Consider the following 21,569-nt stretch of genomic DNA (forward strand, 5'->3'; position numbering starts at 1 on the left):
CGGCAACCGATCCTTGCCGTCCCCGTAAAAGTGCAGCTCAGAAGGGGTACCCCTGATGGATCTCAACCTGCTGCGGGCCCTGGACGTCCTGCTCCAGGAGAACAGCGTCACCCGCGCCGCCGAGCGCCTCGGCACCTCGCCCGCGGCGGTCAGCCGCACCCTGGCCCGGCTCCGCCGCGCCGTCGGCGACCCCCTGCTGGTCCGCGCGGGCCAGGGGCTGGTGCCGACGCCCCGGGCGCTGGAACTCCGGGACGAGGTGGGGGCGTTGCTGCGCCGGTGCGACGAGGTCCTGCGGCCCGGGGCCGGCTTCGAGCCCGCCCGCCTCCGGCGCACCTTCACCGTCCAGGCCTCCGACGTCCTCCTGGTCGGGACGGCCGGGGTCCTGACCGAGCGGATCCACCGGGAGGCCCCGCACGTGGACGTGGTCTTCCTGCCCGAGTCCGTGGAAGGCGGACCGGGGCTGCGGCAGGGGTGGATCGACGTCGAACTGGGATCCCTGGGGGATCTCGAACCCGAGATACGGACCCGCAGCCTCGTCCGCCGGACGGTCGTGGGCGTCGCCCGCGCACGTCACCCGCTCTTCGACGGGCCGGTCGACGCGCGGTCGTTCGCCGCGGCCGACCACATCGGCGTCTCGCGCCGCGGCAAGCGGCTCGGGCCCATCGACACCGCACTCGCCGGACTCGGGCTGCGCCGGCGGATCGCCGCCGTCGTCCCCGGCCACACGAGCGCGATGCTGCTCGCCCGCGACACCGACCTCGTCACGATCACCCTGGCCGACTGGATGCCGGACACCCTCGCGGCCCTCGGCCTGCGCACCTTCCCCGTGCCCCTGGACCTCGCTCCCCTGGAGATCGGCATGGCCTGGCACCCGCGCAACGAGGCCGACCCGGGCCACCGCTGGTTCCGGGAACGGCTCGCCGAAGCCGTGCTCGGGGAGGGGTCATAGCGTCCGCACCAGCGGGAAGGGGAGCGTCTCGCGGATCGAGAGACCCGTCAGGAACATCACCAGGCGGTCCACGCCGATGCCCAGCCCGCCCGTCGGCGGCATCGCGTACTCCAGAGCCCGCAGGAAGTCCTCGTCCAGCTCCATCGCCTCCGGGTCGCCGCCCGCCGCCAGCAGCGACTGGGCCGTCAGGCGGTTGCGCTGCTCCACCGGATCCGTCAACTCCGAGTAGGCCGTGCCCAGTTCCGTGCCGAAGGCGACCAGGTCCCAGCGTTCGGCCAGGCGCGGGTCCGCCCGGTGGGGGCGGGTGAGCGGGGAGACGTCCGTCGGGAAGTCCTTGTAGAAGACGGGCAGGGTGGTGCGTTCCTCGACGAGGCGTTCGTACATCTCCAGCACGACGTCGCCACGGGAGTGTTCGGGACGGTGGGGGACGCCCGACGCGTCGCAGAGGCGGCGCAGGGCGGCCTCGGGCGTGTCCGGGGTGACCTCCTCGCCGAGCGCCTCCGAGAGGGCGCCGTGCACCGTCCGCACCGGCCACTCGCCCGCGATGTCGAGCTCGGTCGTCTTCCCGGAGTCGGGGTCCGTGCGCAGCGCGACCGGCGCGCCGTGCGCCGCGACGGCGGCCTCCTGGACGAGTTCGCGGGTCAGGTTCAGCATCACGTCGTAGTCGGCGAACGCCTCGTACGCCTCCAGCATCGTGAACTCGGGGTTGTGCTTGTAGGAGACGCCCTCGTTGCGGAAGGTGCGGCCCAGCTCGAAGACCTTCTCCAGCCCGCCGACGCACAGCCGCTTCAGATACAGCTCGGGGGCGATGCGGAGGTAGAGGTCGAGGTCGTAGGCGTTGATGTGGGTGGTGAACGGGCGGGCGTTGGCGCCGCCGTGGACCTGCTGGAGCATCGGCGTCTCGACCTCCAGGTAGCCGCGCTCCAGCAGGCCGCGCCGCAGCGCCTGGACGGCGGCGCTGCGGGCGCGCACGGTGCGCCGGGCCTCCGGCGACACGGCGAGGTCGACGTAGCGCATGCGGACGCGGGCCTCGGGGTCGGCCAGGCCCCGGTGCTTGTCGGGCAGCGGGCGCAGGCACTTGGCCGTGAGCCGGGCGCGGGTGACGAAGAGGGTGAGCTCGCCCTTGTCGCTGGCGCCGATCTCGCCCTCGGCCTCGATGTGGTCGCCGAGGTCGAGGCGGGTGAAGCGGCGGAGCAGCTCGGGCCCGGACCCGTCGCGGGAGACGGCGAGCTGGAGGTCGCCGGACCAGTCGCGCAGGACGGCGAAGGCGATGCCGCCGTGGTTGCGGAGCAGCAGGACGCGGCCGGCGACGGCCGCGCGGTCGCCGGTGCGGGTGCCGGGCGGGAGGATGCCGTGGGCCGCGCGGACGGCGGCGCAGGTGTGGGTGCGGTGGGCGGTCGGCGGGTACGGGTCGACGCCCTCGCGGCGCAGCCGGTCCAGCTTGTGCCGCCGGACGCGCACCTGCTCGGGCAGGCCCTCCAGTTCGTCCTTGACGAGTTCGCCGGCGGCGTCGGTGCCGAGGTCGAGTTCGGACAGCGGGGGCAGGCCGGCGGTGGAGGCGGGTCGGGCGGCGCCCCGCGCGCGGCCCCGGCCCCACAGCTGGCCGAGGCTGGGGACGGAGACGAAGCCCTCGGCGATGCCGGAGGCGAGGCCGATGCGGGCGAGGGCGCCGGCGTCGGCGTAGCAGAGGAAGCGGGGGTGCCACTCGGGGTTGTACTTGACGTTGGAGCGGTAAAGGGCCTCCAGCTGCCACCACTTGGAGAAGAAGAGGAGCAGCTTGCGCCACAGCCGCAGCACCGGCCCGGCGCCGATGCGGGCGCCTTCCTCGAAGGCCGAGCGGAAGACGGCGAAGTTGAGCGAGATCCGCTTGATGCCGAAGCGGCCGGCCTGCGCGCACAGCCGGGCGACCATGAACTCCATGACGCCGTTGGGCGCGGCCCGGTCGCGGCGCATCACGTCCAGGGAGACGCCGTCGCGCCCCCAGGGGACGAAGGACAGCAGCGCGATCATGTCGCCTTCGCTGTCGAACGCCTCGACGAGCAGGCAGTCCCCGTCGGCGGGGTCGCCGAGGCGGCCGAGCGCCATCGAGAAGCCCCGCTCGGTCTCGGTGTCCCGCCAGGCGTCGGCGCGGGCGATGACCTCCCCCATCTCCTCGTCGGTGAGGGAGGCGTGGCGGCGGATGCGGACGGTGGCGCCGGTGCGCTCGACGCGGTTGACGGCCTGCCGGGTCACGCGCATCTCGCGGCCCTCCAGGTCGAAGTGGGCGACCTGGAGGATCGCCTCGTCGCCGAGTTGCAGCGCGCCCAGCCCCGAGCGGGCGTACGCCCGGGCGCCGGCCTCGCTGGCGCCCATCACGGCGGGCTGCCAGCCGTGGCGTCCGGCCAGCTCCAGCCAGGCGTCGATCGCCGGCGTCCACGCCTCGGGGTCGCCCAGCGGATCGCCGGAGGCCAGGCAGACACCGGCCTCGACGCGGTAGGTGACGGCCGCCTTGCCGCTGGGGGAGAAGACGACGGCCTTGTCGCGGCGGGTCGCGAAGTAGCCCAGCGAGTCCCCGCCGCCGTAGCGGGCGAGCAGCGCGCGGATGCGCGGCTCCTCGTCGTCGTGGAGGGCCGCCTCCAGGCGCTGTGAACGGAACAGCGTCATCGTCGCGTTGATGAGGGCGAGCGCGCCGAAGAGGCCGAGCAGGAAGTAGACCGGGTGCGGCGGGTGCCCGGTGAAGTGCCGGCCGCTGACGAGCCCGCCGCACACCTTGTTGGCGACGAACATCAGCCGGTTGCCGCCGCCGCGCTCCAGCGAGCCGGGGAACAGCGACACCAGGCCCCAGCCCACCAGCGTGCCCGCGGCGAGCCCCGCGACCAGCACCAGCAGCGCCCGCAGGAACGCGCCGCGCCGCACCTGCGCGTAGAACTCGTCGCGGGCCAGCACCAGCAGGGCCATCGCCGCGAGCGAGAGGACCAGGGAGGGGACCGTGTCCCAGTAGTCGGCGAACAGCAGCAGCACGTCCGCGAGGGCCAGCAGCGCCAGATAGGCCAGCACGAACCACAGGGCGACGCGCTTGCGCGCGGCCATCGCCGTGGCGAGCAGCAGCAGGAAGACCGCGTAGGCGAGGTTGGGGGCGGTGGGGACGGTGAGGGTGTCCAGGGCCTCGGTGACGGGATGGGCGCCGCTGCGCAGCGGCGGGATCAGTGACGTCAGCGCGCAGAAGACGCCGAGGAGGCCGAAGAAGAGCGCGAAGCCGCTGGGCACCCGGTGCCTGAACCGGCGCCAGGGGGAGTCCGGCTCGCCGTCCTCAGCCGTCCGGACCTCCGTCTTCTGCGTCGTGGCGCGCCCGCGCCCCCGGGCTGTGCGGCTCATTCCGTCAGCCTAGGCAGGCCCGGCAGCGACCGCGCGTCGAACACCACTGGAACGTAGGCGCGTGGACTCACCCGTACTGCCGAGGCGAACGCGGCCACCCGGGCCCGATTCCTCCATGTGCCACCCGAAAGGAGGACATTCACTGTGAGAGGGGACATGGCGGGATACGCGACACTGAGCGGACGTCCGCAGCTCCACCAGGAGGTACGTCATGGCCGTTTCGATCTCCGTGATTGTGTTGCTCGTCGTCCTGGCAGTGGTCTTCCTCCGCAACGGCGGCCTCCGGATGTCCCACGCGCTGGTGTGCATCCTGCTGGGCTTCATGCTCGCCAGCACCAGCATCGCGCCGACCATCCACCACGGCATCACCGCCACCACCGACCTCGTCGCGAGCGTCCGTCCCTGAACCGCCCCCGGCATCCTCGCCCCCGGTTCCTGATCCTCAGTTCCTGAGGAAGACCCCGATCCCATTGGCCACGGCCCGTTCCGCGCCGCCCGACGGATGGTTGCGGACCGTGGCCCGGCCGCCGTGCGGATCGCGCGTGACCAGCGTGCTCGACCCGCCGCCGTCCAGGTTGAAGGCGTCCTCCGCGCCCAGCCCGCGCATCGCCGAGGCCAGTTCGGCCAGCGTCAGGCCGCCGCGGTAGGCGGCCCGGCCGTCCAGCGCCAGCAGGTACAGCCGGTGACCGCGGTCGGCGACGCCCGCCGCCGTGCGCACCGCGCCCGTCACCGCGTCCAGCCCGGCCGGCGCGCGGCCGTCGCGCAGGACCGGGAAGCCGCCCAGCGCGCAGTGCGGCGCACCGCCCTCCCGCGAGCGCAGCCGGTGCGTCACCTCCACCTCCTCGCCGACCTCCAGCCGGCTCAGGTCCCGCGCACCGCCCTCGCGTCCCACGAGCACCACCGTCCCCCGGGGTACCCGGCCCCGGCCCGGTCTGCGCGACACGGCCGTCACCCGCCCGTTCCGCACGGTCACTTCGTAGGTGGTCCGGCTGCACGGCGCGGCCCGGTCGCGGTCCGTCCCGCAGGTCGCGCGCAGCCGTGACGCGGAGCCCCAGTCGGAGGTGTACGCGCCGACCCCGCCCACCGGGATCGCGTACTGGTTGAAGCCGCTCAGCTCCAGCTCGTCCTCCCCGGCCCGGACGACGCCGTCCGCCCGGAGCCGGTCCAGCCGCGCGACCCTGTCCGTGCCGACGGCGAGGACGTCCTCGGTGGAGACCCCCCGCGGCGTCTCCGGGCCGAAGCGCTGCCCGTACGGCACGGCCGACTTGAGGGCCCGGCCGCCCGCCACCGCCGGGCCGACCGGGGCACCGGTGGCCTCCACGCCGGGGTGCTGCTCCTCCGAGATGTTGAAGAAGTCCCCGTTCACCCCGCCCACCGCGCCCCGGGCGTCGGCCAGTTGGGAGATCCGGGACCGTGCGCCCACCACGCCGGGGTACAAGACATCCACCGACACCCGCCGCTCCCGGAGGTCCACCGTCAGCAGATGCCCGTGGGCCGGACCGTGCCGCCCCTTCAACGAGAACTCCCGGTAGCCCACCCCCGGGGCGACCGCCGACACCGCGCCCACGCGCAGCTCGGCGGCCTCCCGCCCGGGCGCGGCGGGAGCGGCCCGGGCCGCCCACGCCGCGGGGGCGCCACCGCCGACGTCCCCGCCGACCCACGCCACCCACGCCACCAGCACCGACAGCACCGCGCGCACGCGGCCTCCGCGTCTGCTCACCCTCGAACCCCAGAGAACTCGTCAACTCCGCCACAGCACAGGGGCCTTATCCCTGCCCCGGAAGAACGCCCGTGAAAGCACCGGCGGCGAACGGGGCAACTCTCGGCACGTCCCTGCCGAACGGCCCTTCGGGCCCCGATACTCACTCCCAACGGCACGCGCCCAGCGCGGCTATCCCACTGGAGGGACCGTGACCCCGATGACCCCCCGCCCCGCACGGCCGCGCCCGCACACGCGCCGCGCCGCCGTCGTCACCCTCGGAGCCGCCCTCGCGGGCTCCCTGGCCGCACCCGCGCTCGCCACGGGCGGCGGCAGAGCGCCGCTGCGCCACGCGCACGCGCACAACGACTACGAGCACCCGCACCCGCTCACCGACGCCCTCGCGCACGGCTTCGACAGCGTCGAGGCCGACATCTGGCTCGTCGGGGAACAACTCCTCGTCGGCCACGACGCCGGACGCCTCGACCCGCGGCGCACCCTGGAATCCCTCTACCTCGACCCGCTCCTGCGCCGCGTCCGCGCCAACGACGGCCGCGTGTACCGGGGATACGACCGCACCCTGCAACTCCTCATCGACATCAAGTCCCCCGGCGGCCCCGCCTACCGCGAACTCTCCCGCCACTTGCGCCCGTACCACGGGATGCTCACCGTCGCCGCGGACGGCAGGGTGCGGCGCGGGGCGGTGACCGCCGTCGTCTCCGGCGACCGCGGAGCGCGCGGGCCGATGGCCGCGGAGCGGGTGCGGCACGCCTTCTACGACGGGCGGCTCGGCGACCTCGGCGGCGGCGCGCCGGCCTCGTTCATGCCTCTCGTCAGCGACGACTGGGGGCTGCACTTCACCTGGCGGGGCGTGGGGCCGGTCCCGGAGCACGAGCGGGCGCGGCTGCGGCGCCTGGCCGCCGCCGCGCGGGGCGAGGGCCGGCAGGTGCGCTTCTGGGCCACGCCGGACGCGCCGGGGCCCGCGCGCGAGGCGCTGTGGCGGGAGCTGCTGGCGGCGGGGGCCGGCTACCTCAACACCGATGACCTCGCGGGGCTGGAGGCGTTCCTCCGCGCAGCTCGACGATGACGCGGCGCAGTTCCCGCTCGGGTACGAGTGGCAGCAGCCGGGCCACCGCGTCCAGCAGCTTGCCGAGCAGGAACGTGGTGTCGGGTGTGGCGCTGACCAGCTCGCCCACCGTGTGCGTGTCCTGCCGCCGCACGGATTCCAGGAGCAGTGCGACATGCGGGGCCGCCTCCTCGTCGGTCGGGACCCAGCCCGGCGCGTCCGGCGACCTGCTGGCGAGCCGGCGCAGGACCCGGTCGGCGACGCCCGGCAGATACACCTTGTCGACCGCCTCGTTGGCGATCCAGACGAGCGTGGCGATCAGCTCGCGCGTCTCGGTCCTCTCCCCGGGCAGGGAGTCGTCGAAGGCCCGTTGATTGCCGTGCCGGAAGGCCAGCAGGAGGCGGGCCGCCTGGGCCTTGGCCTCAGTGACGTTCTGGTGCGTATCAACAGTCATCCGGCAAATCGTACGATCGGAGAATCGTTCCGGAAGGAGCGCCACGCGCGGGGGTGTGGGGCGGCGGGGTGACGGAACGTCGGGGTCCGGCCCGGAGCGCGTACCGGTACGGTCACGTCCGGCCGCGGGCCGGGCGGTGACCGGCACGCTGGCTCCATGCCGCCCGACGGCCGCTCCTTCGGCCCTCCGCCCCCCTGGCCCGCCGGCCCCCCGTCCCACGGCGGGCGGCGCCGGCTGCTGTACGTCCTGGTCGCCCTGGTGGCCTTCGGCGGCATCGCCGCGGGGGTGGCCGCGCTGACGCGGGGCGGCCCCGGCCCGTCCCCGACGGCCCCGACCCCGACGCCCCCGCCGTCCGCCCCCGCCCTGCCGTCCGGCCTCCCCACCGGCTTTCCCACCGGTCTGCCGACGGACCTGCCCACGAGCCTGCCGACGGACCTGCCGACGGCGCTCCCCTCCGGGCTGTTCGGCGGGGGTGCCGGGTGACGCGGGGCGTGGAAGGCCGGGGCGGGCGGTTCGTGCGGCGCGGCGGGTGAGGGGCGCCGGGCGCGCCGTCAGGTCATGAGCAGGCCCAGTGCCACCGCCGCGTCCCGCTCGCCCGGGCCCGCCAACTCCCCGTCGCGGACGGCCCACCAGCGGCCGTCCCGGCCGTAGCGCAGCTCGGCGGAGCCGTCCAGGTGCCAGCGGTTGCCCTCCCGGCGGGGGCGGCCGTCGCCGGGGGATTCGGCGAGGGCGGACGACAACTCGGCGTCCAGCCGCTCGGGTTCGGCGGGGCTCCAGGCGTCCTCCAGGGCGGCGAGGGCGGCGGGGCCGCCGTGGGTCCAGGCGCGGGCGGCGCGGGCCAGCTCGTCCGGGGCGCAGCCGTGGGCCCGGGCGAGGCGTTCGGTGACGGGGGCGGGGGGAGCCATGGCGGCGAGGCGGGCGGTATCCTGACGCAGCGTCAGGTCGGGGGCGTCCGGTGCCTCCGCCAGCAGCCGGCGGGCCAGTTCCGCCGCTGCCGCCGCCAGGAACTCCAGGGCCGCGGCGTCGAGTCCGGCGGGGGGCGCGGGCTCGGTGCCGGTCAGGGACGGCAGGGGGGCCGGGGCCGGGGGAGGCCCGTCCGGGAGGGGCGGGAGGGGCGGGGTCAGGGCGCGCAGGGCGAACGCCTCGCGCGCCGGGACGCCCGCCGTGGACGGTCCGGCCGTGCGCAGCGCCGCGAGGATCTCCTCCTCGCCCCGGCCGCGCAGCAGGAGCAGGACGAACGGGTCCTGGTCGAGGAGCCGGGCCACCTGGTGGCACAGGGCGGCCGTGTGCGCGCAGTGGTCCCACGCGCCGCAGCCGCACTCCGGCTCGACGTCGCCTATTCCCGGGAGGAGTTCGACGCCGGAGGCGGCGGCGTCCTCGGCGAGGCCCGGCGGCACGTCGCGGTCGAGCAGGGCGGCGAGGTGCCCGGCCCGGTCGGCGACCAGGCCGAGGAGCCGCTCCCAGTCCGCGTCGGACAGCCGCTGGACCACCACGTCGGCCCGGACGTCGTGGACGACGGCGGTGATGCGGCCCGGGCGTACGGACACGGCGCCGACCGCGCCCGTCCGGGCGAGCCGGCGGCCCGCCTTGACCTGGGCGCCGTCCAGCGCGGTGTCCTCCAGGGCCTTGAGCCAGGCCCGCCCCCAGTTGCTCCGGGCGAAGGCCCCGCCGCCGGCGGGCGGCAGCGGGGCGAAGATGCGCTCGGTCATCGGTGCGTTCCCCCCAGGGAGACGAGTTCCGCCAGTTCGGCGTCGGTCAGTTCGGTGAGGCGGCCGATCGCGTCGTCGTCGTCGCCCGCCGTGCCCAGCACGGCGTCGGCGAGCGCCTGTTTGCGGCCGAGCATCTCGGCGATGCGGTCCTCGACCGTCCCCTCGGCGACCAGCCGGTGCACCTGGACGGGCCGGGTCTGGCCGATGCGGTGGGCGCGGTCGGTGGCCTGGGCCTCGACGGCGGGGTTCCACCAGCGGTCGAAGTGGACGACGTGCTCGGCGCGGGTGAGATTCAGGCCGGTGCCCGCCGCCTTCAACGACAGCAGGAAGACGGGCACTTCGCCGTCCTGGAAGCGGCGCACCATCTCCTCGCGCCGCGCGACGGGCGTGCCGCCGTGCAGGAGCTGCACGCCGACGCCCCGCCCGGTGAGGTGCCGTTCGAGCAGCCGGGCCATCCGCACGTACTGGGTGAACACCAGCACGGCCGCGCCCTCGGCGAGGATCGTGTCGAGCAGCTCGTCCAGCAGCTCCACCTTTCCCGACCGCCCGGCGATGCGCGGCTCGTCCTCCTTGAGGTACTGCGCGGGGTGGTTGCAGACCTGCTTGAGGCCGGTGAGGAGCTTGACGATCAGTCCGCGCCGCTCCAGCCCGTCCGCCTCGGCGACCTGGTCGAGCAGCTCGCGCGTCACCGCCTCGTACAGGCCCGCCTGTTCGGGGGTGAGCGCGACGGCCCGGTCCGTCTCGGTCTTGGGCGGCAGTTCGGGCGCGATGCCCGGGTCGGACTTGCGGCGGCGCAGCAGGAAGGGGCGGACGAGCGCGGCGAGCCGGTGTGCGGCGTCGGGGTCCGCGCCGCCCTCGACGGCGTGGGCGTAGCGGCGGCGGAAGGCGCTCAGGGAGCCGAGGAGTCCGGGCGTGGTCCAGTCGAGGACGGCCCACAGCTCGGAGAGGTTGTTCTCGACCGGGGTGCCGGTGAGGGCGACGCGCGCCCCGGCGCCGATGGTGCGCAGCCCGCGCGCCGTGGCGGAGTAGGGGTTCTTGACGTGCTGGGCCTCGTCGGCGACGACCATGCCCCACTCCGTCCCGGCGAGGCGCGCCGCGTCGAGCCGCATCGTGCCGTACGTGGTGAGGACGAACTCGCCCCCGGCCACGGCCTCCAGGCTCCGGCCGGGGCCGTGGAAGCGGCGGACGGGCGTGCCGGGGGCGAACCGTTCGATCTCGCGCTGCCAGTTGCCCATGAGGGAGGCGGGGCAGACGACCAGGGTCGGGCCCGCCGCGTCGGGCAGCGACTGGCGGTGCAGGTGCAGGGCGATGAGGGTGATGGTCTTGCCGAGGCCCATGTCGTCGGCGAGGCAGGCGCCGAGACCGAGGGAGGTCATCCGGTGGAGCCAGGCCAGGCCGCGGAGCTGATAGTCGCGCAGGGTGGCGGCGAGCGCGGCGGGCTGGGCCGACAGGCCGTCGGCGGCCTCGGGATCGGCGACGCGGTCGCGCAGCTCGGCCAGCCAGCCCGTCGGGCGGACCTCGACCGTGTCCTCGTCGTCCCCCTCGGCGGCGGGGGCGCGCCCGGTGAGGGCGATGCCCAGCGCCTCGACGGGGGTGACCTTGCGGTCGCGCCGTTCGAGGGCGCGGCGGGCGACGGCGGGGTCGACGAGCACCCACTGGTCGCGCAGCCGCACGACCGGGCGGCTCGCCTCGGCCAGCCGGTCCAGCTCGGCGCGGGTCAGCTCGCGGCCGCCGAGCGCGTGCCGCCAGCCGAACGCCAGCAGGGCGTCGGCGGACAGCAGCGACGGCAGGCCCGAACGCCGCTCCCCGTCGGGCGGGCCGACCACGGCGTGCGTGGTGAGCGTCCGGACGAACTCCCGCGGCCAGTGGACCTCCACGCCGGCCGCGTCCAGCGCGCGGGCGGCGCCGCCGAGCAGCCCGGTCACCTCCTCGTCGGCCAGGTCGAGGGCGTCGGGGACGGGCGAGGAGAGCAGCGGGGCGAGGGCCGGCCAGGCGTGGGCCGCCCGGCGCAGGGCCAGCAGCGCGGTGCGGCGGACGCCGCGGCCGAAGCGGGCGGCGGCGGGGGAGCCGTCCGACCACACGTCGGCGGCGTCCGCGACGAGGGCGGGGTCGGCCAGGCCGTGCACCTGGAGGACGGCCCGGAAGCGGGGGCCCGCGCCGTCCTCGCCCAGCGGGCCCAGGGCCTCGACGCGCAGCGACAGGCGGACGCCCGCGTCGTGCCCGGCGGCCACCGCGTCGGCCCAGGGCCGCAGTCCGGGGCGGCGGCGCACCTCGGGGGAGGCGAAGGCCGGGCCGCCCGCGGCGGCGGCCGCCGCGGCCGAGCGGGGCAGGGTGTCGGCGACGGCGTCGAGGAACGAGCGCAGCAGCCGCAGCGGTTCGGGCAGCAGCAGCGGATCGCTGCCGGGCACGGGGACGGCGTGCGCCTCCGGCGGCATGGCGTCCGCCAGCTCCTGGACGCGCCGCAGGTCCTCGGCGGTGAGCGGGCCGGCCCGCCAGGCGTCGTGGTCGTCGGCGCTCAGGCCGGGCAACAGGCGCCCGCGGGCGGCCAGTTGGAGGGCGAGCACGGCGGCCGCGCCCCAGAAGGCGGCCGCCGCGCCGGCCCGTCCGGCGCGGGCGCGGGTGAGGACGGGCAGGGCCGCGCGGACGGGCAGCAGGACGGCCCGGACGGTCGTGGTGGTCACGTCGCCCTCGGCGGGGACGACGACCGTCAGGTCCTCGACCTGCCCCCGCACCACGGGGGCCTGGCCGTCGGGGAGCCAGAAGGCGACCCGGCCCTCGCGGGGAGGGTCGGCGGGGAGGTGGACGGCGGAGCAGCGGGAGAGCAGGGAGATCTCGGAGGGCGTCGCGGCAGGGTTGGGCGTCACAGCGCTGCGCATTCCTCAAATTTGACTAGTGGGAGTCGGAGTCGCCGAGGGTACAGGACGGAGGCCCCAGGCGAAGCCCGCCGGGGTGTGAGCCGCGCCACTGCCGCCCGGCGGGGCGAGGGACACTTGACGCGGGGAACCGCCCGCGGACGCCGGGCGTTGTGAGGACGGAGCGGAGGAGGTACGGAGATGAGCAACAGGGCCAAGATCGCCGTCGGCGGCGTCGCGGTGGGGGCACTGCTCCTGCTGGTGCTGCCCTTCTGGGCGGCCGTGCTGGTGATGGTGGGCGTCCCCGTCGGCGCGTACCTCCTGCTGGACCCCGCGCAGCGCAGGCGGCTGCGGCGCGTGACCCGCAAGGAGCTCGGCCGCTGAGCGGCCCCGGTCCCGCTCAGGGGCCGAACACCGGCGCCAGGGCGGCCTCCGTCAGCACGCGCGGCGCGCCGGAGCCGTCCGCCGGCACCGTCCACAGGTCCGACCCGTAGTCGCCGGGCAGCGAATACACCAGGGTGCGCGGGTCCCGCCAGACGGCCTGATCGTCCACGCTGCGCCGCTCCGCCGTGGCCGTCTCCCGCCCCGAACGCAGGTCCAGTACGTACAGCCGCCACGGCGCGTCCGAGGACGGGCCCGCCACCCGCTTCTTGTACGCGACGCGTGTGCCGTCCGGTGACAGCGACGGGCACTCCACGTTGGCGTGCACGGAGCGCAGCGTGCGCGTGGCGCGGTCGCCCGCCACGAGGTAGGTGCGCCCGCCCGTCGCGGCCGTCGCGTAGAAGCGGTCGTCGTCGGCGAAGGTGACGCCCCACACGTTCAGGTCGGCGGGCCGGCGCGGACGGCCGTCCAGGACGAAGCGGTACGTCTCGATGTTCCGGTCCAGCGCGCCGGAGCGCACGTCCAGCACGGACGTCCGGGTCGAGAACGAACCGCCCGCGTATGCGTCACCGTTGACGAACACCGTCCACGCCGCCACGCGCCCGCCCGGCGCGACCCGCACCCGGCTCGGCACGCCCGCCAGCTCGTAGCGGCCCCGCTCGCGCAGCCGGGCGTCCAGCACGACGGCCCGGTACGTGTCGCGCAGCCCCCGGCGCACCGACCGCAGACAGACCGCCGTGCCGCCCGCCGCGTGGAAGCGCAGGCAGCGCACGCCGGAGGCGGTGCGCGGACCCGCCGGATCCCGGGCGTCCACCGAGACGATCTCGTCGCGGTGCGGCCCCCAGGCCATGTTGCGGAAGACGCCCCGGCCCGCCGCGCCCAGCACCACCGCGCCCGGGCGCACCCGGGGCGCGCCGGCCCGCTCCCGGCCCTCGTCCGCCGCCCGCCCGGCCGCGTGCAGGACGGCGCCGAGCGCCACGCCGCCGAGCACGAGGACGGCGGCGAGCAGGATCAGGACGCGCCGTGCCCGGCCGGCCCTCACCGCGCCCGCCCGGGGCGCAGCAGCACCGCGCCGGCCAGCGTCGAGACGGCGAGCCCGGCGGCCGCCGCGCCCAGTGCCGTCCGGTCGCCCCAGGCCGTCCAGGCCGCGCCGAACGCCAGCGAGCAGGCGAAGCGCGCGGCCGCCTGGCCGGTCTGCACCACGGCCAGGCCGCTGCCGCGCGCCTCCTCCGGCACCGCGTCCGCGGTCGCGGCGGCGAGGACGCCGTCGGTCGCCGCGTAGAAGCAGCCGTGCAGGGCCAGGACCGCACCGGCGAGCGCGGGCGAGGTGCCGCACGGTGCGAGGAGCAGCGCGTACGCCCCCAGCAGGGCCGCGTGCCCGCAGAGGAACAGCCGCCGGCGGCCGGTCCGGTCGGCGAGGGCGCCCAGCGGCAGGGCCAGCGCCAGGAAGACCCCCGAGGTGCCCAGCGGCAGCAGCGGGAACCAGGACTCGGACAGGTCCAGGCGGCGCTGGAGCGTCAGGTAGAGGAACGAGTCGCTCACCGTCGTCAGCCCCAGCAGCACCGCGCAGACCGTCAGCCGGCGCACCGCCGGGCGGCGCAGCAGCGCGCGGACGGGCGTGCGGGGCGCGGGGGCCGGCGCCCCTGCCCCGGCGGAGGCGCCACCGGGGGAGGGGCGGGCCGGGACGAAGAGCAGCAGGACGAGCACGCCGAGCGCGGCCACGCACCCGCTCACGGTGAACACCGCGTCGTACCCCCCGGCCGCCGCCCGCAGGAGGAGGAAGGCCGCGACGGGGCCCAGGAGCGCCCCGGCGGTGTCCATGGCCCGGTGCGCCCCGAACGCCCGTCCCCGCGCGGCCGGTTCGCTCGCCAGGGAGATGAGGGCGTCGCGCGGGGCGGTGCGCAGGCCCTTGCCGGTGCGGTCGGCGGCGAGCACGGCGCCGATCAGGGGGAGGGTGTGGGCCAGGAGCAGCAGCGGTTTGCACAGGGCCGACAGGCCGTATCCGGCGGCGGCCACGGCCTTGTGGCCGCCCCGGTCGGCGACGCGGCCGCCGGCGAGCCGGACGAGCGCGCCGACGCCGTTGTAGACGCCGTCCAGCAGGCCGAAGCCGAGCGGCGAGAGCCCGAGCCCGGACACCAGGTAGAGCGGCAGCACGGCGGTGACCATCTCCGAGGAGACGTCCGTGACCAGGCTGACCGTGCCCAGGGCGAGGACCGTCGCCGGAATCGCGGCACCCCGCCGGCCGTGGCGGCCAGCGGGGGCGGCGGCGCGGGGCGGTGGGGTGCGGCCGTCCGCGAGGTACACGGTCAGCTGTTCCAGACGCCGGTGATGTCCTTGCCGCGCGCGGCGTTGCCGGCGTGCGCGGTGCCGTACATGTCCTCGATGGTGCGCAGCACGTCGTAGTGGTTGTACGTCGTGCCGGAGCCCGAACCGCGCTTGACCGGCTGGCCGTACAGGACGGTGGGGATGCGGTTGCCGCTGAGCCGGTTGTCCTCGTCGAAGGTGACGAGCAGGAGGCTGTTGTGCGAAGCCGCCCAGTCGGCATAGCCCTTGAGGTTCTTCCTGAGCCACGTGTCGCCGGTGGCGATGGAGCAGTCGTGCATGTCGCTGCACATGTCCGGGACGACGAACGAGACCGTGGGCAGCTCGGTGTAGTCGGAGGGGAAGGCGGCGAAGGTGTGCGCCGTGCTCGTGGGCACGTTGCCGAAGCCGAACCACGGGTTGTGCTTCTGCCGGTACCTGCCGCTGCCGCACGTCGTGGACCCCTCCGACGGCAGCGACTCGTTGTAGCTCGCCCACGTCTTCCCCGCGGCGGCCAGTTCGGTGGCGAGGTTGGGTTCGTCGAGGGCCCCGACGTCCACGCAGCCGTCGTCGGTGATCCCCTGGGTGTCGCCGGAGAACAGCGCGTAGTAGTTGGGCTGGCTGGGGTGGGTCTCCGCGTAGGAGGCGGTGAGGCTCGCGCCGCCCGCGGCCAGGGAGTTGATGTACGGGGCCGAGGAGGAGCCGATGACCTGGTCGTAGGCGCGGTTCTCGAAGACGACGACCACGACGTGGTCGGGCGTGGGGAGCCCGGCCGCCGCCGGGGAGGCCGAGGAGTCGGCGACCCACAGGCCCAGGGCGCCGGCGACGACGGCGAGCGCGGCGCCCAGGACGCCGGCCCGGTGTCTGCGGGAGGGACGGGCGGCGGTGGGGGACGAAGGGGTGCTGGGCACGGGTCCTCCGAGGTGTCGAGGTGGGGGATCGGGGACGGGGTGCGGGCCGGGCGGTGGCGCGGGAGGGACGTACGCGGCAGCCTAGGGGCGGGTGGTGACATGTGCACGGCTCGTCGGTGACGGCCGGGGGAACGGTCGCCGAGCGGTGTGCGGCCGGTTCGTGGGGGGTGTGTACCGGGGTCAGCCGCGGGGCAGTCCGAGCAGGGAGCGGGCCACCTCCCGCGGGGACGTGCCGTGTTCGCGGGCGAGCGTGCGGACGGCCCGGCAGGCCAGTTCGTTCACTCCGAAGCCGAGCGCCTCGGGGGAGACCCAACGGGCCGCCTCCGCGCCCGAGTCCTGGTCGTTCTCGGCGCACGCGGCGATGTAGGCGGCCGCGGCCTCGAACAGGTTCGGGTGCTTGCCGGCGCTCCTGCCGCTCCTGCCGGCCCTCTCCTCCCCGCCTGCCCCGCCGTCCCTGCCGGACCGTTTCGCCGTACGTCCGTCCGGCTCGGCGGGGCGTCGGCCGTCCGTGCCCCACCACCTGCGAAGCCTGTCCAACACGCGGATCACCTGCCCCCGTGAGCGGCTCTACCTTGAGGTTGTCCAAGTGTGCCCGGTCGTCCGGGGATTGAACCCAGGGCGGACGAAGGCGAAGGCGCGTGTGACGCGTTGGTGCCCGCGGGCCGGAGCCCCGGCGGCGCCCGGCCGGTGAGCGCCGCGTGGTTGCCGACCGGACGCCCGGTGAGCAAGGCTGGCACGGCAGTGCCGGGAACAGCGGAACGGGGAGGCGACGCATGGGACTCGGCAAGGGGCTCGACGCGATACTGGACGACCTGGCCCGCAGGGTGGCCGGCGTACGGCACGCCCTCATGCTGTCGGGGGACGGGCTGGTGACCGGGGCGGCCGAGGGCCTGGCGAGGGAGGACGCCGAGCACCTCGCCGCGGTCGCCTCCGGGCTGCACAGCCTGGCGCGGGGCACCGGACGGCAGTTCAGCGCGGGGCGGGTGCGCCAGACGATGGTGGAGTTCGACCGCGGCGTGCTGTTCGTCACCGCCGTGGACGAGGAGCGCTGTCTGTGCGTCCTGGGGGACGAAGGGGCCGATCTCGGGCAGGTCGCCTACGAGATGACGGTGCTGGCCGAGCGGATCGCGGGCAAGCGCTGACCGTTGTCGTACCCCTCCTCTACAGTCGTCACTGTCGGTAATCGACGCACGACGGGAGGGTGTGCGATGGGGGAGACGTGTGTCCCGGTGCTGCGGGCGGCCAGGGAACTGGGGCTGAAGCCGGGGGAGTTCGAGCTGGCGGTCCAGCTGGGCGAGGTGCGGACGGTGACGTCCGGCCCGGGAGGGCCGCGCAGGGTGCCCGCCGCGGAGGTCGGGCGGCACGCGGGCCGCGAGGCCGCGCTGCGGGCCCGGTTGCGCGTGGTCGGCACGGCGTGGGGCGCGGAGCTCGCCGGCGTCCGGCCGGAGCGCTTCGCCCGGCTCGCCCGCTGCGGCCTCCTCACCCCCGTGCGCTTCCACCTCAACCGCTACCGGGTGGTGGTGTGGCACTACCTCGCCACGGACGTCGAGGAGTTCGCGGAACGCAATCCCGAGCTGCTCAAGGGGCCGCTGCCCGCTGCCCTGCGGGCCGCGGTGGCGGCGGGCCGGGACGAACGGCCGGCCAACTGGCGCGCGCTGCGCGTCCGGCAGCTGACGGAGCAGGCGGAGGCGCCCTGGGCCCGCGCGGCGGCGACGGCCGCCGTGCTCGCCCCCGCGGACGTCGCCGCCGCCGTCCCCGATCCGGCGGAGCGGATCCGGCTGGCCGCCCTGCGCCCCGCGCTGACCACCGTGCGGACCGCCACCCCCGCCGGGCAGGCGTGCGTGGCGGCGCTGCTGCTGGCGGAGGACGAGGAGGCGGCGCGCTACCGGGAGGAGCTGGCCGGGCTGGTGGAGCGGGCGCGTGCGGAGGAGCCGGTGCGGGTGCCCGCGGCGGGGACCGGGGCCGGGGGAGCGGCCCGCCCGGCCGCCGTGCGCCCGGGGTCCGTCCGGGGTGCCCGGGTGAGGGCGGCCTCCGCGGCCTCGGGGCTGCTGCGCGACGGGGCGGGGCGGGCGCGGCGTGTGCTCGGCCGGCGCCTGCTCGGCCGGGTGTGCGGGGCGTCGCGGGCGCGCCGCGCGGACGGCGGGGGATCTCCCGCGCGGTCCGATGCGCGGTAGCCGGGGGCGGCCGGGCCCCGCCGGACGACCGCCGGGCGGCCGCCGCCCGCGGGAGGGCGGTGGTGCCCCCGCGGCGGGGGCACCACCCGTGACGGGCCGCTCGGGCCCCGCGCGCCTACAGGTGGCCCACGTCCATGACGCGGATGACCGCCCGGCCCTCCTCGTCGGACGCCGTGAGGTCCACCTCCGCCGAAATGCCCCAGTCGTGGTCGCCTTCCGGGTCGGCGAAGGTCTGCCGCACCCGCCACAGGCCGTCCTCCGGCCGCTCCTCGATGCTGAGCAGCTTGGGGCCGCGCGCGTCCGGGCCGGTGCCCAGCTCCTCGTACTCGTCCCAGTAGGCGTCCATGGCCGCCGCCCAGCGGTCCTCGTCCCAGCCGGACTCGGCGTCCATCTCGCCCAGTTCGGCGACCTTGTCGAGCGCGGCCAGCTCCACCCGGCGGAACAGCGCGTTGCGCACCAGCACGCGGAAGGCCCGCGCGTTGGCCGTGACCGGCTTGACCTGGTCGGCGCGGTCCTGGGCCTCCTCGGCCGTCTCCTCCTCCGGGTTGGCCAGCTGCTCCCACTCGTCCAGCAGGCTGGAGTCCACCTGGCGCACCATCTCGCCGAGCCAGGCGACGATGTCCTCGAAGTCGTCGGACTTCAGGTCGTCCGGCACGGTGTGGTCCAGCGCCTTGTACGCGCTCGCCAGATAGCGCAGGACGATGCCCTCGGTGCGGGCCAGGTCGTAGAAGGAGGTGAACTCCGTGAACGTCATGGCCCGTTCGTACATGTCACGGATGACCGACTTCGGCGACAGCGGGTGGTCGCCGACCCACGGATGGCTCTTGCGGTAGACGTCGTAGGCGTGCGTCAGCAGCTCCTCGAGCGGCTTGGGGTAGCCGATGTCCATCAGCCGCTCCATGCGCTCCTCGTACTCGACCCCGTCCGCCTTCATCTCCGCGACGGCCTCGCCGCGCGCCTTGTTCTGCTGCGCCGCCAGGATCTGCCGCGGGTCGTCCAGCGTGGATTCCACGACCGAGACCATGTCGAGCGCGTACGACGGCGATTCGGGGTCGAGGAGCTCGAAGGCGGCCAGCGCGAAGGTCGACAGCGGCTGGTTGAGGGCGAAGTCCGCCTGGAGGTCCACCGTCAGACGGACGATGCGGCCCTCGGCGTCGGGCTCGTCCAGCCGCTCCACGATGCCGCCGTCCAGCAGCGAGCGGTAGATGGCGATGGCGCGGCGGATGTGCCGGAGCTGGTTCCTGCGCGGCTCGTGGTTGTCCTCCAGGAGGCGGCGCATCGCCTCGAAGGCGTTGCCGGGACGGGCGATGACCGACAGCAGCATCGCGTGCGTGACCCGGAAGCGGGAGGTGAGCTGCTCGGGCTCGGAGGCGATCAGCTTCTCGAAGGTGTTCTCCGTCCAGCCGACGAAGCCCTCGGGAGCCTTCTTGCGGACCACCTTGCGGCGCTTCTTCGGGTCGTCGCCCGCCTTGGCCAGCGCCTTCTCGTTCTCGATGACGTGGTCGGGGGCCTGGGCGACGACGAAGCCGGCCGTGTCGAAGCCGGCCCGCCCGGCCCGGCCCGCGATCTGGTGGAACTCCCGGGCCCGCAGCGTGCGCACCCGCTGCCCGTCGTACTTGGTCAGCGCCGTGAACAGCACCGTGCGAATGGGCACGTTGACGCCCACGCCCAGGGTGTCCGTGCCGCAGATCACCTTCAGCAGGCCGGCCTGCGCCAGCCGCTCCACCAGCCGCCGGTACTTCGGCAGCATGCCGGCGTGGTGCACGCCGATGCCGTGCTTGACGAACCGCGCCAGGTTCCGGCCGAACCTGGTGGTGAAGCGGAAGTTGCCGATGAGCTTGGCGATCTCCTCCTTCTCCTCGCGCGAGCACATGTTGATGCTCATCAGCGCCTGCGCCCGCTCCACGGCCGCGGCCTGGGTGAAGTGGACGATGTAGACGGGCGCCTGGCGGGTCTGGAGGAGCTCGGTCAGCGTCTCCGTCAGCGGCGTCGAGCGGTACTCGTACGACAGCGGCACGGGCCGGGTCGCCGAGCGCACGACGGCGGTCGGCCGGCCGGTGCGGCGGGTCAGGTCCTCCTCGAAGCGCGAGACGTCGCCGAGCGTCGCCGACATCAGCACGAACTGCGCCTGCGGGAGCTCCAGCAGCGGGATCTGCCAGGCCCAGCCGCGGTCCGGCTCCGCGTAGAAGTGGAACTCGTCCATCACGACCTGGCCGATGTCGGCGTCCTTGCCGTCGCGCAGCGCGATCGAGGCGAGCACCTCGGCGGTGCAGCAGATCACCGGGGCGTCGGCGTTCACCGACGCGTCGCCGGTGAGCATCCCGACGTTCTCCGTGCCGAAGATCTTGCACAGGTCGAAGAACTTCTCCGACACCAGCGCCTTGATGGGCGCCGTGTAGAACGTCACCTGGTCGTTGGCCAGCGCCGTGAAGTGCGCGCCGGCGGCGACGAGGCTCTTGCCCGAGCCGGTCGGGGTCGACAGGATCAGGTTCGCCCCGGAGACCACCTCGATCAGCGCCTCCTCCTGGGCGGGGTACAGAGTGATCCCGCGCTCCTCGGCCCAGGTCGAGAAGGCCTCGAAGAGGGCGTCGGGGTCGGCATGGCTCGGCATCTGATCGATAAGGGTCACCCCTCCATACTGCCTGGCCTCCGGCCCGATCCGGGAACCGGGCGGTCGAACGATGATCACCCGGGCATTACGCTGAGTGGCCGACACGGCGTCAGGACGGCGCGACCGCGAGGCCAAGGGGTGGACGATCATGATGGGACCGGCACACTCGCTCTCCGGGGCGGCGGCCTGGCTGGGGGTGGGAGCGGCCGTCGCGGGCACCGACTACGCGATGCCGTGGCCGGTGCTCGTCGTCGGCGCCCTCATCTGCGCGGGAGCGGCGCTGGCCCCCGACCTCGACCACAAGTCCGCGACGATATCGCGGTCGTTCGGGCCGATATCCCGGCTGCTGTGCGGGCTCATCGACGCCCTCTCCCACGCGGTCTACAAGGCGACCCGCGGCAAGGGCGATCCCCGCCGCAACGGCGGTCACCGCACGCTCACGCACACGGCCCTGTGGGCGGTGCTCATAGGGGCCGGCACATCGGCCCTGGCGATGACCGGTGACCGGTGGGCCGTGCTCGGCATCCTCTTCGTGCACCTCGTCCTCGCGGTGGAGGGGCTGCTGTGGCGGGCGGCACGGACGTCGAGCGATGTGCTCGTGTGGCTGCTCGGCGCCACGAGCGCCTGGCTGCTGGCCGGTGTCCTCGACGAGCCGGGCAACGGCTCCGACTGGCTCTTCACCGGGCCCGGCCACGAGTACCTGTGGCTCGGCGTGCCGATCGTGCTCGGCGCCCTGGTGCACGACATCGGCGACGCGCTGACGGTCTCGGGCTGCCCGATCCTCTGGCCGCTGCCGATCGCCCGGAAGCGGTGGTATCCGGTGGGCCCGCCGAAGTCCCTGCGCTTCCGCGCGGGAAGCCGGGTCGAGGTGAAGGTGCTGATGCCGGTGTTCATGGTGCTCGGGGGCGCGTGCGGGTTGGGGGCGCTGGACGTTCTGTGAGGGTGCCCCGCCCCTCCACCAGGGGGCATCCCCGCCTCCACCGTTTCTCGCGCGCTGCCGCCCGGGGCATCGAGGCTCCGGGGGCCAGGGGGCGAAGCCCCCGGCGGGGTGCAGGGGCGGAGCCCCGCCCACCGCGCGGAGCGCGGTGCCGGGCCGAGGGGCGGAGCC

At 75.4% G+C, this 21,569-nt stretch carries 18 protein-coding genes; 8 read left to right on the top strand and 10 right to left on the bottom strand.

The genetic code is table 11. The annotated features are described in order from the left end of the window. Positions 1 to 55: 55 nt before the first annotated feature. A complete protein-coding gene (locus AC230_RS04175; protein WP_049714534.1) occupies positions 56 to 949 on the top strand; it encodes a LysR family transcriptional regulator in 894 nt (297 codons plus the stop codon). On the opposite strand, the gene lysX is transcribed toward AC230_RS04175, so the two are convergent. Then, entirely contained in the window at positions 944 to 4,303 is a 3,360-nt protein-coding gene (gene lysX, locus AC230_RS04180; protein WP_049714535.1) for a bifunctional lysylphosphatidylglycerol synthetase/lysine--tRNA ligase LysX, read from the bottom strand. The two genes, AC230_RS04175 and lysX, sit on opposite strands and share 6 nt — an antisense overlap. Positions 4,304 to 4,514: 211 nt before the next feature. Between lysX and AC230_RS04185 the strand changes: the two genes are divergently transcribed. Continuing rightward, positions 4,515 to 4,709: a hypothetical protein gene (locus AC230_RS04185; protein WP_049714536.1), complete on the top strand. Its 195-nt coding sequence runs from the start codon at positions 4,515 to 4,517 to the stop codon at positions 4,707 to 4,709. Positions 4,710 to 4,745: 36 nt separating this feature from the next. On the opposite strand, the gene AC230_RS04190 is transcribed toward AC230_RS04185, so the two are convergent. Then, positions 4,746 to 6,023, bottom strand: a complete 1,278-nt coding sequence (locus AC230_RS04190; protein ID WP_241833064.1) for a phosphodiester glycosidase family protein — start codon at positions 6,021 to 6,023, stop codon at positions 4,746 to 4,748. 199 nt (positions 6,024 to 6,222) lie between these two features. Between AC230_RS04190 and AC230_RS04195 the strand changes: the two genes are divergently transcribed. Next, complete coding sequence (locus AC230_RS04195; protein WP_049714538.1) at positions 6,223 to 7,089, top strand: PI-PLC domain-containing protein; 867 nt, start codon at positions 6,223 to 6,225, stop codon at positions 7,087 to 7,089. Here AC230_RS04195 and AC230_RS04200 read toward each other — a convergent pair. Continuing rightward, on the bottom strand, positions 7,034 to 7,522 hold the full coding sequence (locus AC230_RS04200) for a hypothetical protein (protein WP_049714539.1): 489 nt from the start codon (positions 7,520 to 7,522) through the stop codon (positions 7,034 to 7,036). The genes AC230_RS04195 and AC230_RS04200 overlap by 56 nt on opposite strands. A 156-nt stretch (positions 7,523 to 7,678) precedes the next feature. On the opposite strand from AC230_RS04200, the gene AC230_RS04205 reads away from it, so the two are divergent. Beyond that, a complete protein-coding gene (locus AC230_RS04205; protein ID WP_053160984.1) occupies positions 7,679 to 8,005 on the top strand; it encodes a PT domain-containing protein in 327 nt (108 codons plus the stop codon). 68 nt (positions 8,006 to 8,073) lie between these two features. On the opposite strand, the gene AC230_RS04210 is transcribed toward AC230_RS04205, so the two are convergent. Both AC230_RS04210 and AC230_RS04215 read right to left on the bottom strand, forming a co-directional pair. After that, positions 8,074 to 9,231 (bottom strand): SWIM zinc finger family protein, encoded by a 1,158-nt coding sequence (locus AC230_RS04210; RefSeq protein WP_049714540.1) that lies wholly within the window; start codon positions 9,229 to 9,231, stop codon positions 8,074 to 8,076. Then, positions 9,228 to 12,107 carry a DEAD/DEAH box helicase gene (locus tag AC230_RS04215; RefSeq protein WP_049714541.1) on the bottom strand — a complete coding sequence of 960 codons (2,880 nt, stop codon included), beginning with the start codon at positions 12,105 to 12,107 and terminating at the stop codon, positions 9,228 to 9,230. Before AC230_RS04215 ends, AC230_RS04210 begins: the two co-directional genes overlap by 4 nt. A 177-nt stretch (positions 12,108 to 12,284) precedes the next feature. Here AC230_RS04215 and AC230_RS04220 point away from each other — a divergent pair, with 177 nt between their 5' ends. Next, positions 12,285 to 12,467: a hypothetical protein gene (locus AC230_RS04220; protein ID WP_049714542.1), complete on the top strand. Its 183-nt coding sequence runs from the start codon at positions 12,285 to 12,287 to the stop codon at positions 12,465 to 12,467. Positions 12,468 to 12,483: 16 nt separating this feature from the next. Here the strand turns inward: AC230_RS04220 and AC230_RS04225 are convergent, their stop codons facing one another. The 4 genes from AC230_RS04225 to AC230_RS04240 all read right to left on the bottom strand — a co-directional run bounded on the left by AC230_RS04225 (position 12,484) and on the right by AC230_RS04240 (position 16,225). Next, positions 12,484 to 13,506 (bottom strand): TolB family protein, encoded by a 1,023-nt coding sequence (locus AC230_RS04225; protein ID WP_049714543.1) that lies wholly within the window; start codon positions 13,504 to 13,506, stop codon positions 12,484 to 12,486. Further along, a complete protein-coding gene (locus tag AC230_RS04230) occupies positions 13,503 to 14,768 on the bottom strand; it encodes an MFS transporter (protein WP_049714544.1) in 1,266 nt (421 codons plus the stop codon). The genes AC230_RS04225 and AC230_RS04230 overlap by 4 nt, the downstream gene beginning before the upstream one ends. A 2-nt stretch (positions 14,769 to 14,770) precedes the next feature. Beyond that, on the bottom strand, positions 14,771 to 15,676 hold the full coding sequence (locus tag AC230_RS04235; protein WP_049714545.1) for an alkaline phosphatase family protein: 906 nt from the start codon (positions 15,674 to 15,676) through the stop codon (positions 14,771 to 14,773). A 180-nt stretch (positions 15,677 to 15,856) separates the two neighbouring features. Next, positions 15,857 to 16,225: a hypothetical protein gene (locus AC230_RS04240; protein WP_422125551.1), complete on the bottom strand. Its 369-nt coding sequence runs from the start codon at positions 16,223 to 16,225 to the stop codon at positions 15,857 to 15,859. Between the two features lie 224 nt (positions 16,226 to 16,449). Between AC230_RS04240 and AC230_RS04245 the strand changes: the two genes are divergently transcribed. Both AC230_RS04245 and AC230_RS32395 read left to right on the top strand, forming a co-directional pair. Further along, complete coding sequence (locus AC230_RS04245; RefSeq protein WP_049714546.1) at positions 16,450 to 16,818, top strand: roadblock/LC7 domain-containing protein; 369 nt, start codon at positions 16,450 to 16,452, stop codon at positions 16,816 to 16,818. A 66-nt stretch (positions 16,819 to 16,884) separates the two neighbouring features. Beyond that, complete coding sequence (locus tag AC230_RS32395; protein ID WP_053160986.1) at positions 16,885 to 17,850, top strand: DUF6397 family protein; 966 nt, start codon at positions 16,885 to 16,887, stop codon at positions 17,848 to 17,850. A gap of 115 nt (positions 17,851 to 17,965) precedes the next feature. On the opposite strand, the gene AC230_RS04255 is transcribed toward AC230_RS32395, so the two are convergent. Beyond that, on the bottom strand, positions 17,966 to 20,479 hold the full coding sequence (locus AC230_RS04255; protein WP_049714547.1) for a DEAD/DEAH box helicase: 2,514 nt from the start codon (positions 20,477 to 20,479) through the stop codon (positions 17,966 to 17,968). Between the two features lie 130 nt (positions 20,480 to 20,609). On the opposite strand from AC230_RS04255, the gene AC230_RS04260 reads away from it, so the two are divergent. Then, positions 20,610 to 21,401, top strand: coding sequence for a metal-dependent hydrolase (locus tag AC230_RS04260; RefSeq protein ID WP_049715011.1), 792 nt, complete (start codon positions 20,610 to 20,612; stop codon positions 21,399 to 21,401). Positions 21,402 to 21,569: the final 168 nt, after the last annotated feature.

Source organism: Streptomyces caatingaensis, from assembly GCF_001187435.1.
Classification (GTDB): Bacteria; Actinomycetota; Actinomycetes; order Streptomycetales; family Streptomycetaceae; genus Streptomyces; species Streptomyces caatingaensis.

Excerpts from the sequence above, each read along its gene's own strand:
- AC230_RS04185 (WP_049714536.1), top strand. The coding sequence starts at position 4,515 with ATGGCCGTTTCGATCTCCGTGATTGTGTTGCTCGTCGTCCTGGCAGTG.
- AC230_RS04195 (WP_049714538.1), top strand. The coding sequence starts at position 6,223 with ATGACCCCCCGCCCCGCACGGCCGCGCCCGCACACGCGCCGCGCCGCC.
- AC230_RS04200 (WP_049714539.1), bottom strand. The coding sequence starts at position 7,522 with ATGACTGTTGATACGCACCAGAACGTCACTGAGGCCAAGGCCCAGGCG.
- AC230_RS04215 (WP_049714541.1), bottom strand. The coding sequence starts at position 12,107 with ATGCGCAGCGCTGTGACGCCCAACCCTGCCGCGACGCCCTCCGAGATC.
- AC230_RS32395 (WP_053160986.1), top strand. The coding sequence starts at position 16,885 with ATGGGGGAGACGTGTGTCCCGGTGCTGCGGGCGGCCAGGGAACTGGGG.
- AC230_RS04205 (WP_053160984.1), top strand. The coding sequence starts at position 7,679 with ATGCCGCCCGACGGCCGCTCCTTCGGCCCTCCGCCCCCCTGGCCCGCC.
- lysX (WP_049714535.1), bottom strand. The coding sequence starts at position 4,303 with ATGAGCCGCACAGCCCGGGGGCGCGGGCGCGCCACGACGCAGAAGACG.
- AC230_RS04245 (WP_049714546.1), top strand. The coding sequence starts at position 16,450 with ATGGGACTCGGCAAGGGGCTCGACGCGATACTGGACGACCTGGCCCGC.
- AC230_RS04260 (WP_049715011.1), top strand. The coding sequence starts at position 20,610 with ATGATGGGACCGGCACACTCGCTCTCCGGGGCGGCGGCCTGGCTGGGG.
- AC230_RS04210 (WP_049714540.1), bottom strand. The coding sequence starts at position 9,231 with ATGACCGAGCGCATCTTCGCCCCGCTGCCGCCCGCCGGCGGCGGGGCC.
- AC230_RS04220 (WP_049714542.1), top strand. The coding sequence starts at position 12,285 with ATGAGCAACAGGGCCAAGATCGCCGTCGGCGGCGTCGCGGTGGGGGCA.
- AC230_RS04175 (WP_049714534.1), top strand. The coding sequence starts at position 56 with ATGGATCTCAACCTGCTGCGGGCCCTGGACGTCCTGCTCCAGGAGAAC.